The sequence below is a fragment of the Citrobacter sp. wls827 genome (genome assembly GCF_005280875.1).
In the GTDB taxonomy this organism is placed as follows: Bacteria; Pseudomonadota; Gammaproteobacteria; order Enterobacterales; family Enterobacteriaceae; genus Citrobacter; species Citrobacter youngae.
The window spans coordinates 86144-100907 of record NZ_SZWR01000037.1 but is presented as its reverse complement, the minus strand read 5'-3'; the positions used below and the strand labels follow the sequence as shown (position 1 = coordinate 100907).

Here is a 14764-nt window from a genome sequence, read left to right as displayed (position 1 = left end):
CAGGCGGGGGCAAGTCGTCGGACTAGACGACGAGGGTTTATTTGTACAATTCTGCGGTTGCATGCCAGTGAGCACCTTCACGGAGTTCAGTGACACGATAGCTGCTGGCGCCCGCTTTTTCTGCTTTAGCGGCGATTGCCTGACGCATATCCATTGGTGAGCTACCGATCTGAGATACAGAGATGGTACCCATGGATTGCAGATTCTGTGCTTCTTGCGAGTTCACCTGATTAACAGCGGCGCTTGCACCGAAAGAGAGAACTGAGAGAAGGCTTAAAGTTGCAACAGTGGTTTTGATTTTCATGATATTTACCTCGTCGAATTCTTTTACTAGGGGTCTTTGTTTCGTGACCCTCATCACAAAATCAAGTATACACTAATCACGCGATAAATTAATACCACGCTAATTGTTTCTGAGGTAATCAAGTGTTAAAAAAATTATTTTTTATAACTATATGGAATTAAAAATACAGGTTAGAACTTATTTTTAAAAATAAAATCAATAAATTCATGAGTATATGATATTTTGCAAATTGTGCGTTTTTGATTGGGATCATTCACTGCGTGAATGTATTTTGGCGGTGAAACGCACTATTTGTTAAATGTTCGGTAGTGGAAAGTTGAGAAGGGGAGCAGAAAAGAGAGATTTTTCCCCGCCACAGGGCGTGACGGGGAAGGGGATTACAGTTCTTGTTCAAACAGTTCCAGAATGGCTTCGTACAGGTCTTTGACCGTAAAACCTTTGGCCGGTGTGGTGAAGATGGTATCGTCACCAGCAATCGTTCCAAGAATACCTTCTGCTTTACCCAGTGAATCCAGCAGGCGGGCAATTAGCTGCGCAGCGCCTGGGCTGGTATGAATAACGACAACGGCATCGTTGTAGTCGATATCCAGCACCAGATTTTTCAACGGGCTTGACGTTGTCGGGACTCCCAGCTCTGCAGGCAGACAGTACACCATTTCCATTTTCGCATTGCGGGTACGCACGGCACCAAACTTGGTCAGCATGCGTGAAACCTTGGACTGGTTGATATTATCAAAGCCCTGATCCTGCAACGCGAGGACGATTTCGCCCTGAGAGCTGAATTTTTCTTCTTTAAGCAGCGCTTTAAACGCCTTTACTAATTCTTCTTGTTTTGCCGAGCTTCGCATAAGTCACCCGTAATATGGCGGTAGAAACAACATTATTGTGCATACAGATGAATTTTTATGCAAACGGTCTGCCTCGTTCAAGGCTGAAATAATGTTATGAAAGAGCGGAATTTTATCAAATTTCGTTATCAAGAAACATGCCTGTGTCACGGCTCGCAAATAAGATTAAAAGTAAATTAAATGTTATCAAATTGATGTTGTTTTGAGATGGCTGTAGGGTATATTGTCAGCACCTGTTGGAAAGTTGCTCTACTGTGCGAGTGGTTTTGAATTACGTAACTTAGGTTTTATTTTACGTAAGTTAAATGCATAAAAGCCAAATTTGCGTGACTACGCATTCTTGACGCGTGGTTATTGAATTCGTTGGATTTGTGAATTAAGGTCGCCGCCGCGGAGCAATAGACATTTTGCTTATCAATATAATAAGGAGTTTAGGATGAAAGTTGCAGTCCTCGGCGCTGCTGGTGGTATCGGTCAGGCGCTAGCATTACTGTTAAAAACCCAACTGCCTTCAGGTTCAGAACTCTCCCTGTACGACATCGCTCCAGTAACGCCTGGTGTGGCCGTTGATTTGAGCCATATCCCTACTGCTGTGAAAATCAAAGGCTTCAGCGGTGAAGATGCGACCCCTGCACTGGAAGGTGCTGACGTGGTGCTGATTTCTGCGGGTGTTGCACGTAAACCAGGTATGGACCGTTCTGACCTGTTTAACGTGAATGCTGGCATCGTGAAGAATCTGGTGCAGCAGGTTGCTACAACTTGCCCGAAAGCGTGTATCGGTATCATCACTAACCCAGTGAACACGACCGTTGCTATTGCTGCTGAAGTGCTGAAAAAAGCAGGCGTATACGATAAGAACAAACTGTTTGGCGTAACTACGCTGGACATCATCCGCTCCAACACCTTTGTGGCGGAACTGAAAGGCAAGCAGCCTGGCGACGTTGAAGTCCCGGTTATCGGTGGACACTCTGGTGTGACCATTCTGCCGCTGCTGTCACAAATCCCTGGTGTAAGCTTCACTGAACAAGAAGCGGCCGACCTGACCAAACGTATCCAGAACGCGGGTACTGAAGTTGTGGAAGCAAAAGCCGGTGGCGGGTCTGCAACCCTGTCTATGGGTCAGGCTGCAGCACGTTTCGGTCTGTCACTGGTTCGCGCGCTGAGCGGCGAAAAAGGTGTGGTGGAATGTGCTTATGTTGAAGGCGATGGCCAGTATGCTCGCTTCTTCTCTCAGCCGCTGCTGCTGGGCAAAAATGGCGTAGAAGAACGTCAGTCCATCGGTAAACTGAGCGCGTTCGAACAAAGCTCGCTGGAAGGCATGCTGGATACGCTGAAGAAAGATATCACGCTGGGCGAAGAGTTCGTTAAATAACTCTTTTCGGTAGGCCTGATAAGACGTTTTGCGTCGCCATCAGGCATACAGATGCCGGATGCGGTGTAAACACCTTATCCGGCCTACAAGCCCATCGAAATGTAAAAAAAACCGGATGATTTCCGGTTTTTTTATATCCGCGTTAGTTCGTCGCCGGATATTCCTGAATCGTGACCTGCAGCGTCAACTGCTTGTCATCGCGCATCACGACCACGGAGATAACCGAACCGGGGCGAATCTCAGCGACCTGATCCATGGTCTCCAGCGCTGATACTGCCGGTTTATTATTTACCGAAATGATGAGGTCGTTGACCTGAATTCCGGCCTGGGCCGCCGGGCCATCCGGTGCCACTTCGTTCACGACAATCCCCTGAATTTGATCCATGCCGCTACCTTGTGCATGCAGCGGTGCAATTTCACGCCCGCTGATGCCGATGTAGCCACGAATAACGCGCCCGTCGCGGATCAGCTTATCCATGATTTTCGTCGCCAACTGAAACGGAATGGCAAAGCCAATCCCTTCCGGCGTTTCACCATCATTGCTTTTATCAAACGACAGTGTGTTAATCCCCATCAACTCACCCAGAGAGTTAACCAGCGCACCGCCAGAGTTACCATGGTTAATGGAGGCATCCGTTTGCAGGAAGTTTTGCCGGCCCGTTGGGTTCAGGCCAATACGCCCCGTGGCGCTGATGATCCCCTGAGTGATGGTTTGCCCAAGGTTGTACGGGTTACCAATGGCAAGCACGACATCACCAATATGCGGTACACGTTTGTTATTAATCGGGATCGTCGGCAACCCGCCTGCTGCGTTGATTTTCAGCACCGCAAGGTCGGTTAAGGTATCGGAGCCAACAAGCAGCGCTTCAAAGACACGCCCATCCTGCAATGCGACGATGATTTGGTCGGCATCATTAATGACGTGCTTGTTGGTAATGATATAGCCGCGCTGATCCATGATCACGCCTGAACCGAGCGTGCGGATCTCAAGCTGGTTATGCGTCGTGCTGTTCATACTGCGGTTGTACACGTTGACCACGGCAGGCGCAGCACGGCGAACTGCCGGGTTATAGCTGGCAGGTGTTTCATCTGTGCTGTCGAACTGTGGTGCGGTAAGCGTATTAATTTTGCGCAGAGAGGGCATCGCGGCCAGCAGAATGGCGCCGACGATTAAACCAATCGCGACCGAACGTAAAAGCTTCACAAACATGATGGCGGCGTCATTAAAAAAGGGAACGGCAGCAGCATATCACGAGTTTACCGGACATCACACGGGGGGCTGATGTCCGGTTGTCCAGGTTAACGCAAAAGCAGGTAAATACTCTCGTTTCCACGAACGACCTGCAGAGCAATGATTGACGGTTTCGTTTCCAGCACTTTACGCATTTCGGCAATCGAGTTCACCCGATCGCGGTTAACGGCGATGATGACGTCATCTTTATGCAGGCCGGCCTGTGCGGCTGGGCTACTTTTTTCAACGTTATCAATTCGAATACCTTTGGCACCGTCTTTTAGCTGCCCGTCGCTGAGCGTGGCCCCTTGCAACGCCGGTGCAATCATTTCCGCACTGGCGGAAGATGATGTACTGGTATCCAGCGTCACTTCAACTTCCAATGGTTTACCGTTACGCAGCAGGCCCAGTTTGACTTTGGTCCCCGGTTCGGTTGTCGCAATACGTGAACGCAGTTCGGCGAAACTACTGAGCGGTTTGCCGTTAAGACTGGTAATAACATCACCGGATTTCACGCCCGCTTTTGCGGAACCTGAGTTAGGCAGAACTTCGCTGACAAACGCGCCACGTTGTACATCCAGTTTGAATGCTTTAGCGATGTCAGCGGTCATTTCAGTACCTTTAATACCCAGCAGGCCGCGTTTGATTTCGCCAAACTGCATTAACTGCTGCGCCAGCGTACGCGCCATGTTACTGGGGATAGCAAAGCCGATCCCAATGCTGCCGCCGCCAGGCGCCAGAATGGCGGTATTGATACCAATCAGCTCACCATTCAGGTTAAGCAATGCACCGCCGGAGTTACCGCGGTTAATAGACGCATCGGTCTGAATAAAGTTTTCCAGACCTTCCAGGTTCAACCCGCTACGACCCAAAGCCGATACGATGCCGGAGGTGGCAGTTTGCCCCAAACCAAACGGGTTACCCACGGCTACCGCGAAATCACCCACGCGGAGTTTGTCGGAGTCGGCAATGGCAATTTGCGTCAGGTTGCTGGGATGTTGAATTTGCAGCAGAGCGATGTCGCTCTGATCGTCGCTGCCGATAAGCTTAGCGTCGAACTCGCGGCCATCGTTCAGCTGAACGCTAATTTTCTGTGCCTGATTAATAACGTGGTTGTTGGTCAGAACATAGCCTTTGGCAGCGTCAATAATGACCCCGGAACCTAACCCTTCAAAAGGTTGGGAAGGTTGGTCGGGCAGTTCATCACCAAAGAACTTTTTGAACTCTTCCGGGACTTTCTGCCCCTGAGTGGCGGTACCTTCGACTCTCACGCTAACCACGGCTGGTAACACTTTTTCCAGCATAGGGGCGAGGCTGGGAAGCGCTGCCTGTCCGGGGACCTGGCCGGGAATCGACGCAACGGCCTGGAATGGCGCCGAGAGAGTTAACCCGACACTTAACGCTAATGCACTCAACAGCTGGGTTTGTTTTTTCATGGATCCTGCTCTCGTACCTTGAGTAAACGGAAGATGATTCAAAACAGTTTGATGTTATTGAATTTTCGGTTTGGTCACAATGAGGCTAACGACTAAATAATAGCTGGGACGGGAAGAGAAGCGGAGGGCGCAATTGCTGCGCCCCATAAATTTCTTAACGATGTGCAGTTAGTCGCGCTTTGCGCCACTACGCAGCAGGCCGGAAGCCCCTTCGGAATAGTCACGCGGCATCTGAACCGGCGCCTGATCGTTACCCGCTTCAGACTCAGCCAGACGATTGCGGAACGGGTTGTTTTCCGCTGACATACCCGGCAGCAGGTTGCTGGAACTTTTCGCCATATGCTGGTAGATCTGACGATAATCGTCCGCCATGTTATCCAGCAATTCAGCGCTGCGGGCAAAGTGGCTCACCAGCTCTTCGCGGTACTCTTCCAGTTCAGCTTTGTTCTTTTCCAGTTCGTACTGTAATGCCTGCTGTTGGCGTAATTTACGATTACCAAAACGCATGGCTACAGCACCAATGATGATACCGACGACTAACCCAATTAGCGCATATTCCCAGGTCATGAACATCTCCCGTTGTCTTTTGTTTCCGTAGGGTGTTGGCTTTAGGCTCCATGCCTGCGCCTGATTATGCCACTATAACCGCTAATCCCGTAGAAGTGGAATCCCGTGTTTATATCACGTAATGTAGAACGGCCTTTTTTTCGTCAACCGTGAGCGACGGCACATCGATTCTCAAGGAATAACAATAACATCATGCAAAGCCTTTCCCCGACATCGCGATACCTGCAGGCCCTTAACGACGGCAGCCATCAACCCGACAACGTACAACAAGAAGCGGTGAATCGACTGGAAACGATTTACCAGGAGCTCACGACGATTACACCTCCAGCGGCGCAGGAGAGTGGACTGATGGCCCGCTTTGGTAAATTGCTGGGTAAGCGTGAGCCGAAGGAAAACACGCCGGTGCGTGGTCTGTATATGTGGGGGGGCGTAGGGCGTGGAAAAACCTGGCTGATGGATCTGTTCTACCATAGCCTGCCGGGCGGACGTAAACAGCGTTTGCACTTTCACCGTTTTATGCTGCGCGTCCATGAAGAGCTTACCGCCCTGCAGGGGCAGAGCGATCCGCTGGAAATCATTGCCGACCGTTTTAAGGCCGAAACGGACGTGCTGTGCTTTGACGAGTTTTTTGTTTCTGACATCACCGATGCCATGCTGCTCGGCGGTCTGATGAAGGCGCTGTTTGCCCGTGGCATTACGCTGGTCGCGACCTCCAATATTCCGCCAGATGAACTGTATCGTAACGGTTTGCAACGTACGCGCTTCCTTCCCGCTATCGAAGCCATTAAACAGTATTGCGACATCATGAACGTGGACGCCGGCGTTGACTACCGGTTACGTACGTTAACTCAGGCACACTTATGGCTGTCCCCGCTTAATGATGAAACGCAGCGGCAGATGGATAAGCTCTGGGTGGTCTTGGCGGGCGCGAAAGGTGATCACGCGCCGACGCTGGAGATTAACCACCGCCCGATGCAGACGCTGGCCGTTGAGAACCAGACGCTGGCGGTATCGTTCACCACGCTCTGCGTCGATGCCCGCAGTCAGCACGATTACATCGCCTTGTCGCGCCTGTTCCACACGGTGCTGCTGTCTGATGTACCGGTCATGACGACGCTGATGGAGAGTGAGGCACGACGCTTTATCGCGCTGGTGGATGAGTTCTACGAACGCCACGTTAAGTTGGTGGTCAGCGCCGCAGCGCCTTTATATGAAATCTACCAGGGCGAGCGCCTGAAGTTTGAATTCCAGCGTTGTTTGTCGCGTTTGCAGGAGATGCAAAGCGAGGAGTATCTGAAGCGGGAACATTTAGCTGGTTAAACCTGCCGCAAATCACATAAAGGGGTCGATCTTTGACCCTGACTTCTCTATAATCTTGCGACCCCACGTTACGAGAGAGTTTTTTTCCCAAAACTTTCTATGCGCCGGCATAGGCTATTCGAAGGGGTAGGTTTGCTGGACAATGTCGTGTGAACCTCAACTGACAAAACGTTTGGGTGTTCACCAACGTGTAACTTATTTATTTGGGTAAGCTTTTAATGAAAACTTTTACAGCTAAACCAGAAACCGTAAAACGCGACTGGTATGTTGTTGACGCGACCGGTAAAACTCTGGGCCGTCTGGCTTCCGAACTGGCTCTGCGCCTGCGCGGTAAGCACAAAGCGGAATACACTCCGCACGTAGATACCGGTGATTACATCATCGTTCTGAACGCTGACAAAGTTGCTGTAACCGGCAACAAGCGTACTGACAAAGTGTACTATCACCACACCGGCCACATCGGTGGTATCAAACAAGCGACCTTTGAAGAGATGATTGCTCGCCGTCCTGAGCGTGTGCTTGAAATCGCGGTTAAAGGCATGCTGCCAAAAGGCCCGCTGGGTCGTGCTATGTTCCGTAAACTGAAAGTTTACGCTGGCAACGAGCACAACCACGCGGCACAGCAACCGCAAGTTCTTGACATCTAATCGGGATTATAGGCAATGGCTGAAAATCAATACTACGGCACTGGTCGCCGCAAAAGTTCCGCAGCTCGCGTTTTCATCAAACCGGGTAGCGGTAAAATCGTAATCAACCAACGTTCTCTGGAACAGTACTTCGGTCGTGAAACTGCCCGCATGGTAGTTCGTCAGCCGCTGGAACTGGTCGACATGGTTGAGAAACTGGATCTGTACATCACTGTTAAAGGTGGTGGTATCTCTGGTCAGGCTGGTGCGATCCGTCACGGTATCACCCGCGCTCTGATGGAGTACGACGAGTCCCTGCGTGGCGAACTGCGTAAAGCTGGCTTCGTTACCCGTGATGCTCGTCAGGTTGAACGTAAGAAAGTCGGTCTGCGTAAAGCACGTCGTCGTCCTCAGTTCTCCAAACGTTAATTGTACTCTGCTCCGGCAGACGACAATTTGCGAAAAAACCCGCTTCGGCGGGTTTTTTTATGGTTATTTTCTCCGCGTAGAACCACGGTAATTCGCTGATTGCCACCTCTTTTTCCCCATTTCCAGAATCGACTCACCACAAAGGTCACAAAATCTGGTAAACTATCATCCAATTTTCTGCCCAAATGTCCGGTATCGCTCATTTTTTGTTTGTATTTTGAACAGTAATGGCTTTCCCGAATCTGGGTGACATCACTTCTGGCTGGTCACATAGTGGCTGGTAGCAGTAAAAATTCTGAATATACCTGGAGGTTTTCATGGCTGTCGCTGCCAACAAACGTTCGGTAATGACGCTGTTTTCTGGTCCTACTGACATCTATAGCCATCAGGTCCGCATCGTGCTGGCTGAAAAAGGTGTTAGTTTCGAGATTGAGCACGTGGAAAAGGACAATCCACCGCAGGATCTGATCGACCTCAACCCGAATCAGAGCGTCCCGACACTGGTGGATCGTGAGCTGACCCTGTGGGAATCTCGCATCATTATGGAATACCTGGATGAGCGTTTCCCGCATCCTCCGCTGATGCCGGTTTACCCGGTTGCGCGTGGTGAGAGCCGCCTGTACATGCAGCGTATTGAAAAAGACTGGTACACGCTGATGAACGTCATCGTGAACGGTTCCGCATCTGAAGCCGATGTTGCACGTAAACGTCTGCGTGAAGAGCTGCTGGCAATTGCCCCAGTCTTTGGTCAAAAACCGTATTTCCTGAGCGATGAGTTCAGCCTGGTCGATTGCTACCTGGCGCCGCTGCTGTGGCGTTTACCGCAGCTGGGTATTGAATTCAACGGTGCAGGTTCGAAAGAACTGAAAGGGTATATGACCCGCGTCTTTGAACGTGACTCTTTCCTGGCTTCTCTGACTGAGCCTGAACGTGAAATGCGTCTGGGCCGGGGTTAACCTGTATGGATTTGCCACAGTTAACGCCACGCCGTCCGTATCTGCTGCGCGCATTCTATGAGTGGTTGCTAGACAACCAGCTCACGCCGCACCTGGTGGTGGATGTGACGCTCCAGGACGTGCAGGTTCCGATGGAATATGCACGTGACGGGCAAATTGTTTTGAATATTGCGCCGCGTGCCGTGGGCAATCTGGAACTGGCAAACGACGAAGTGCGCTTTAACGCGCGCTTTGGCGGCGTGCCGCGCAACGTTTCCGTACCACTGGCGGCGGTACTCGCGATCTATGCCCGTGAAAATGGCGCAGGAACGATGTTTGAACCTGAAGCGGCCTATGACGAAGATGTCGACAGCCTCAATGATGACGATGTCGCGCCTGAGAGCGAAAACGAAACGGTGATGTCGGTGATTGATGGCGATAAACCGGATAATCACGATGACGATCCTGACGACACACCGCCGCCTCCTCGCGGTGGGCGTCCGGCGCTACGCGTAGTGAAATAATCAAACAGGCCCTTGCGGGCCTGTTTTGCATTCTGCGTCAGATATCAATAAAACAGCGCGATAGTGGCAATCATATTGACCACAAATCCTATCGCCATTGGGATGGCTGTCCGTTTTACTACCTCAAAAGGCGACACGCCAGCAATACCGGATGTCACGACAATCACAGCGGTAATCGGTGAAACCGCACGTGCCAGCGTGGTGGCGAAGTGCATCGGCATAATCATCACAACCGCAGGAATATGCAGCCCCGCAGCAATATCCGGGATCAGACTGGCGAATGACATAAACGGTGCATTCCCGGATCCCATCACAATTGCGCAGGCGGCGATAACCACGGCCATAATGATCATCACACCGATACCGCCAAGCCCGGAGTGTTCCGCACCTTTAATCACCGCATCGACGGTGCCGATAGTGGTTAAACCCTTGGCAAAGATCTCACCGGCCACCACCAGTGTGACGACGTTGGCAAACTGTGTTCCCATGCCGTCAAAAAACGCCTGCACATCATCCATAGTCTCACGCAGATTATGTTTATGAAGAAACTCCACAAACATGGTCAGCGACAAACTCATTAGCATCACCACCACCAGATTCAACTCTGCCTGCATTAATCCCATATGCGCCAGCAACAGCGAGCCCAACATCAGGAGCAGCGGCATCACCGGTAAAATGGCGTAATAGAGTGGCGGCACATTTTCCAGCGTCTTTTGTTCATTGAAGCCTGTGCTGTCTGGTTGTGTTTTTTGATCAAACCGGCGTTGAACGAAAAAGTGTGCGATGGCGACGGCGATGATGACGCAGGATGCAACAGGAAGTTGGTAGTGGAAGAAATAAGTGGCTATTTTCATCCCCGCAACCTGTGCGGCGAAAATTGAGTTAGTTTCCAGAATGCCCCATTCAATCGACATCGAAGTGGCAATGACCGCTACCGCGGATAAACGGCTCACGCCCAAGCTGACCAGCGTTGGGAAGAGCGTAACCATCAGCAGCATGCCCAATCCGGAAGCACTGGTGATGAACTGTGCCATGATTTGACCAATTACATACGTCGCGGCAAGCACAATATAGGGTGAGTGGATGTGCTTAAGTGGGCGGCTCAACAGGCTGACCATTGCCCGGCTGGCTCCCATTCTGTCCATATAGCGCGCATAACCGCCCACCGCCATGATGGATAACCCCAGTCCGGCCGCCCGGTTTGAAAGCATACGAAGAATTTCATTATAAATATCGACCAGCAGATAACCGCTGCTTTTGTCGCTGGCGACCAGTGCGCCGTACCCCAACCAGACGCCGCAGATCATCAGGAAGATCCCGGCTGCTGCCAGTACTACCTGTGGTTTGTAGTTTTTGAGGATCAGGTAACCCATCGTTAATAAAACGATGACAGAGATAATAATGCCGAACATTTTTTCACTCCATGCCAGAGAAGAAGATAAATCCGGTAATAACGCTGTTTTAAATGCGGATGTTATATTTTTTCTGGCATGTGTTTTGGAGTGGATATCGTGTTTTTATAATCGAGGTTTGGTTATTTTTCGTTTTAAAATAGTGGCTTATGATTTATTTTAAAGATGATATTCGCAGATTTCATAAAGTTAGTTTTATCCCATGGTAATAAAAAACTGTCCGCTCAATCATTCATATTTAAATATATGAATTTTATATATCATCGGTATGAGCATATCCCCCACAGACCACCATTTCACCCTGCTTTCGATCCTGTGTTACGATGAACTCGCTGTTATTTGTCACCACGACTTAGCTGAATGGACCCTATGAACGCATTTGATTCGCAAGCTGAAGACTCTCCATCCACCATTGGCCGTAGCTTACGCAGCCGCCCGCTGGCGCGTAAAAAACTGTCTGAAATGGTTGAGGAAGAACTTGAACAGATGATTCGCCGTCGGGAATTTGGCGAAGGGGAACAGTTGCCGTCAGAGCGAGAACTGATGGCTTTTTTCAATGTTGGCCGTCCTTCTGTACGAGAAGCGCTGGCGGCGTTAAAGCGTAAAGGTCTGGTGCAAATTAACAACGGTGAACGCGCCCGCGTTTCACGTCCTTCGGCCGATACGATTATCAGCGAACTGTCCGGCATGGCGAAAGATTTCCTCTCACATCCTGGTGGTATTTCCCATTTTGAGCAGCTGCGATTGTTCTTTGAGTCCAGCCTGGTGCGTTATGCCGCAGAGCATGCCACTGACGAGCAAATCGACAGGCTGGCGAAAGCGCTGGAGATCAACAGTCAGTCGCTGGAAGACAATGCGCTCTTCATCCGTTCAGATGTTGACTTCCACCGTGTGCTGGCAGAGATCCCGGGCAACCCCATCTTTATGGCGATCCATGTTGCGCTGTTAGACTGGTTAATAGCTGCCCGTCCGGCCGTCGCCGATCAAGAATTGTATGAGCACAATAACGTGAGTTATCAGCAGCATATCGCTATTGTCGACGCGATTCGCCAGCGCGATCCTGAAGAAGCAGACCGCGCACTGCAAGAACATCTCAATAGCGTTTCCGCAACCTGGCACGCCTTCAGCAAAAGTAAAAAATTGCGTAAGTAATCGCGATCCTGACGATCTTTTAGTGAAGCAGATCGCACTATAAGCGTTCTGTATTGTATTGCTGCTTATTTGATCTGGTATAACAGGTATAAAGGTATGCAGTCAGACAACACTAATCATCTTCAGAGGTCGTTATGGCAAGAAATTTAAAAGGCGTAATGCCAGCGTTATTAACTCCATTCGATAACCAGCAGAAACTGGACACCGAGAGCTTGCGCCGTCTGGTGCGTTTCAACATTGGACAGGGCGTTGATGGGCTCTATGTCGGTGGCTCAACGGGTGAGGCCTTTGTCCAAAACCGCGCTGAAAGAGAGCAGGTGCTGGAAATTGTTGCTGAAGAAGCGAAAGGTAAAGTGACCTTAATTGCCCACGTTGGCACGGTGAGCACTGAAGAGAGCCAGCAGCTGGCGAGCGCTGCGCATCGCTACGGATTTGATGCGGTTTCGGCCGTTACGCCGTTTTACTATCCGTTCAGCTTTGAAGAGCACTGCGATCACTACCGCGCAATTATTGATTCCGCCGATGGCTTACCGATGGTGGTCTATAACATCCCGGCACTGAGCGGCGTAAAACTGACGCTGGATCAGATCAACACGCTGGTGACGTTGCCGGGCGTTGGTGCGCTGAAGCAAACCTCAGGCGATCTCTATCAGATGGAACAGATCCGCCGCGCTCACCCCGATCTGGTGCTTTACAACGGCTATGACGAGATCTTCGCTTCTGGGTTGCTGGCCGGTGCGGATGGTGGGATTGGCAGTACTTACAACATCATGGGATGGCGTTATCAGGGAATTGTGAAAGCGCTCAAAGAAGGCGATATCCGGGCTGCACAAAAGCTGCAAACCGAGTGCAATGAGGTTATCGATCTGCTCATCAAGGTTGGCGTATTCCGCGGTCTGAAAACGGTACTGCACTATATGGATGTGGTTTCTGTACCGTTGTGCCGTAAACCGTTCGCTCCCGTAGATGAACAATATTTGTCAGAACTGAAAGCCCTGGCGAACCAACTGCTGGCGGAAAAAGCGTAACCGCGGGTAGCCGGGGGCGCTTTGCTTGCCCGGCCTGGATTTTTCGACCGTAGGCCGGAAAAGGCGAAGCCGCCATCCGGCTCAACAACAAAGATCGTCGGGAGAGTAAAATGAGTACTTCTACCCAGAGCATCCCGTGGTATCGCCATCTCAATCGGGCACAATGGCGGGCATTTTCCGCCGCCTGGCTGGGATATTTGCTTGATGGTTTTGATTTTGTATTAATCGCCCTTGTACTGACGGAAGTACAAGGCGAATTCGGACTGACGACGGTGCAGGCGGCCAGTTTGATCTCCGCCGCCTTTATCTCCCGCTGGTTTGGCGGGTTAATGCTGGGGGCGATGGGTGACCGTTACGGACGTCGCCTGGCGATGGTCACCAGCATCATTCTGTTCTCAGTGGGGACGCTGGCCTGTGGCTTCGCGCCAGGCTACACCACCATGTTTATCGCCCGCCTGGTAATCGGTATGGGAATGGCAGGTGAGTACGGTTCCAGCGCGACTTATGTTATTGAAAGCTGGCCTAAACACCTGCGAAATAAAGCCAGCGGCTTCCTGATTTCCGGCTTCTCCGTTGGCGCGGTGATCGCTGCGCAGGTCTACAGCCTGGTGGTTCCGGTCTGGGGATGGCGTGCGCTGTTCTTCATCGGCATTCTGCCGATTATCTTTGCCCTCTGGCTACGTAAAAATATTCCGGAGGCAGAGGACTGGAAAGAAAAACACGCAGGTAAAGCGCCGGTACGCACGATGGTGGATATTCTCTACCGGGGCGAGCATCGGGTAATTAATATTCTGATGACGATCGCCGCTGCAACCGCGCTGTGGTTCTGCTTTGCTGGCGACCTGCAAAATGCGGCTATCGTGGCGGTCCTCGGCCTGATATGTGCGTTTATTTTCATTAGCTTTATGGTGCAAAGCAGCGGTAAACGTTGGCCGACGGGTGTGATGCTGATGGTTGTCGTGCTGTTCGCATTTCTCTACTCGTGGCCGATTCAGGCGCTGCTGCCAACGTATTTGAAAACTGAACTGATGTATGACCCTTCAACGGTTGCCAGGGTCCTGTTCTTTAGTGGCTTTGGTGCGGCGGTTGGCTGCTGCGTCGGTGGTTTCCTTGGCGACTGGCTGGGTACCCGCAAGGCTTATGTGTGCAGTCTGCTGGCCTCGCAGTTGCTGATTATCCCTGTGTTTGCGATTGGCGGGGCCAACGTCTGGGTTCTGGGTTTGCTACTGTTTTTCCAGCAAATGCTTGGGCAGGGGATCTCCGGGATCTTACCAAAACTTATTGGTGGTTATTTCGATACCGACCAACGTGCCGCGGGCCTGGGGTTCACCTACAACGTAGGGGCACTTGGTGGGGCACTGGCACCGATCATCGGGGCGCTGATTGCACAACGTCTGGATCTGGGCACAGCGCTGGGATCGCTCTCTTTCGGCCTGACATTTGTGGTGATCCTGTTGATTGGCCTTGATATGCCATCTCGTGTACAGCGTTGGCTGCGGCCTGAAGCACTACGTACACATGATGCCATTGATGGTAAACCGTTTAGTGGAGCCGTGCCGTTTGGCGGCGATAAAAGCACC

The 14764-nt window shown here is 51.1% G+C and carries 15 protein-coding genes; 9 read left to right on the top strand and 6 right to left on the bottom strand.

The window, feature by feature from the left end:
• Positions 1-37: 37 nt before the first annotated feature.
• Together yhcN and argR are read right to left on the bottom strand one after the other, a co-directional pair.
• On the bottom strand, positions 38-304 hold the full coding sequence (gene yhcN / locus FDX03_RS22525) for a peroxide/acid stress response protein YhcN (RefSeq protein ID WP_005121357.1): 267 nt from the start codon (positions 302-304) through the stop codon (positions 38-40).
• Between the two features lie 377 nt (positions 305-681).
• Positions 682-1152 carry a transcriptional regulator ArgR gene (argR, locus tag FDX03_RS22520; RefSeq protein WP_003025162.1) on the bottom strand — a complete coding sequence of 157 codons (471 nt, stop codon included), beginning with the start codon at positions 1150-1152 and terminating at the stop codon, positions 682-684.
• A 436-nt stretch (positions 1153-1588) separates the two neighbouring features.
• Here argR and mdh point away from each other — a divergent pair, with 436 nt between their 5' ends.
• Complete coding sequence (gene mdh, locus FDX03_RS22510; protein ID WP_040234161.1) at positions 1589-2524, top strand: malate dehydrogenase; 936 nt, start codon at positions 1589-1591, stop codon at positions 2522-2524.
• 142 nt (positions 2525-2666) lie between these two features.
• Here the strand turns inward: mdh and degS are convergent, their stop codons facing one another.
• From degS to zapG, 3 genes are all read right to left on the bottom strand, one after another.
• Entirely contained in the window at positions 2667-3734 is a 1068-nt protein-coding gene (degS, locus tag FDX03_RS22505) for an outer membrane-stress sensor serine endopeptidase DegS (RefSeq protein ID WP_005121354.1), read from the bottom strand.
• Between the two features lie 89 nt (positions 3735-3823).
• The gene (degQ, locus tag FDX03_RS22500) at positions 3824-5191 is read right to left on the bottom strand and encodes a serine endoprotease DegQ (protein WP_048213447.1); all 1368 of its coding nucleotides are present in this window, start codon (positions 5189-5191) and stop codon (positions 3824-3826) included.
• Positions 5192-5359: 168 nt separating this feature from the next.
• The gene (gene zapG, locus FDX03_RS22495; RefSeq protein ID WP_048213446.1) at positions 5360-5758 is read right to left on the bottom strand and encodes a Z-ring associated protein ZapG; all 399 of its coding nucleotides are present in this window, start codon (positions 5756-5758) and stop codon (positions 5360-5362) included.
• A gap of 192 nt (positions 5759-5950) precedes the next feature.
• On the opposite strand from zapG, the gene zapE reads away from it, so the two are divergent.
• From zapE to sspB, 5 genes are all read left to right on the top strand, one after another.
• Positions 5951-7078: a cell division protein ZapE gene (zapE, locus tag FDX03_RS22490; RefSeq protein ID WP_137346604.1), complete on the top strand. Its 1128-nt coding sequence runs from the start codon at positions 5951-5953 to the stop codon at positions 7076-7078.
• Between the two features lie 218 nt (positions 7079-7296).
• A complete protein-coding gene (rplM, locus tag FDX03_RS22485; protein WP_003025141.1) occupies positions 7297-7725 on the top strand; it encodes a 50S ribosomal protein L13 in 429 nt (142 codons plus the stop codon).
• A 15-nt stretch (positions 7726-7740) separates the two neighbouring features.
• The gene (gene rpsI, locus FDX03_RS22480) at positions 7741-8133 is read left to right on the top strand and encodes a 30S ribosomal protein S9 (protein WP_003025138.1); all 393 of its coding nucleotides are present in this window, start codon (positions 7741-7743) and stop codon (positions 8131-8133) included.
• Between the two features lie 317 nt (positions 8134-8450).
• A complete protein-coding gene (gene sspA / locus FDX03_RS22475; RefSeq protein WP_048213444.1) occupies positions 8451-9089 on the top strand; it encodes a stringent starvation protein SspA in 639 nt (212 codons plus the stop codon).
• A gap of 5 nt (positions 9090-9094) precedes the next feature.
• Entirely contained in the window at positions 9095-9592 is a 498-nt protein-coding gene (sspB, locus tag FDX03_RS22470) for a ClpXP protease specificity-enhancing factor (RefSeq protein WP_048213443.1), read from the top strand.
• A 44-nt stretch (positions 9593-9636) separates the two neighbouring features.
• On the opposite strand, the gene dcuC is transcribed toward sspB, so the two are convergent.
• On the bottom strand, positions 9637-11004 hold the full coding sequence (gene dcuC, locus FDX03_RS22465; RefSeq protein WP_137346603.1) for an anaerobic C4-dicarboxylate transporter DcuC: 1368 nt from the start codon (positions 11002-11004) through the stop codon (positions 9637-9639).
• Positions 11005-11364: 360 nt separating this feature from the next.
• Between dcuC and nanR the strand changes: the two genes are divergently transcribed.
• The 3 genes from nanR to FDX03_RS22450 form a co-directional block, all read left to right on the top strand.
• On the top strand, positions 11365-12156 hold the full coding sequence (gene nanR, locus FDX03_RS22460) for a transcriptional regulator NanR (RefSeq protein ID WP_048213441.1): 792 nt from the start codon (positions 11365-11367) through the stop codon (positions 12154-12156).
• 134 nt (positions 12157-12290) lie between these two features.
• A complete protein-coding gene (gene nanA, locus FDX03_RS22455; RefSeq protein WP_137346602.1) occupies positions 12291-13184 on the top strand; it encodes an N-acetylneuraminate lyase in 894 nt (297 codons plus the stop codon).
• Positions 13185-13294: 110 nt separating this feature from the next.
• Positions 13295-14764: MFS transporter (locus tag FDX03_RS22450; protein ID WP_137346612.1), on the top strand; the 1470-nt coding region annotated here is incomplete at its 3' end.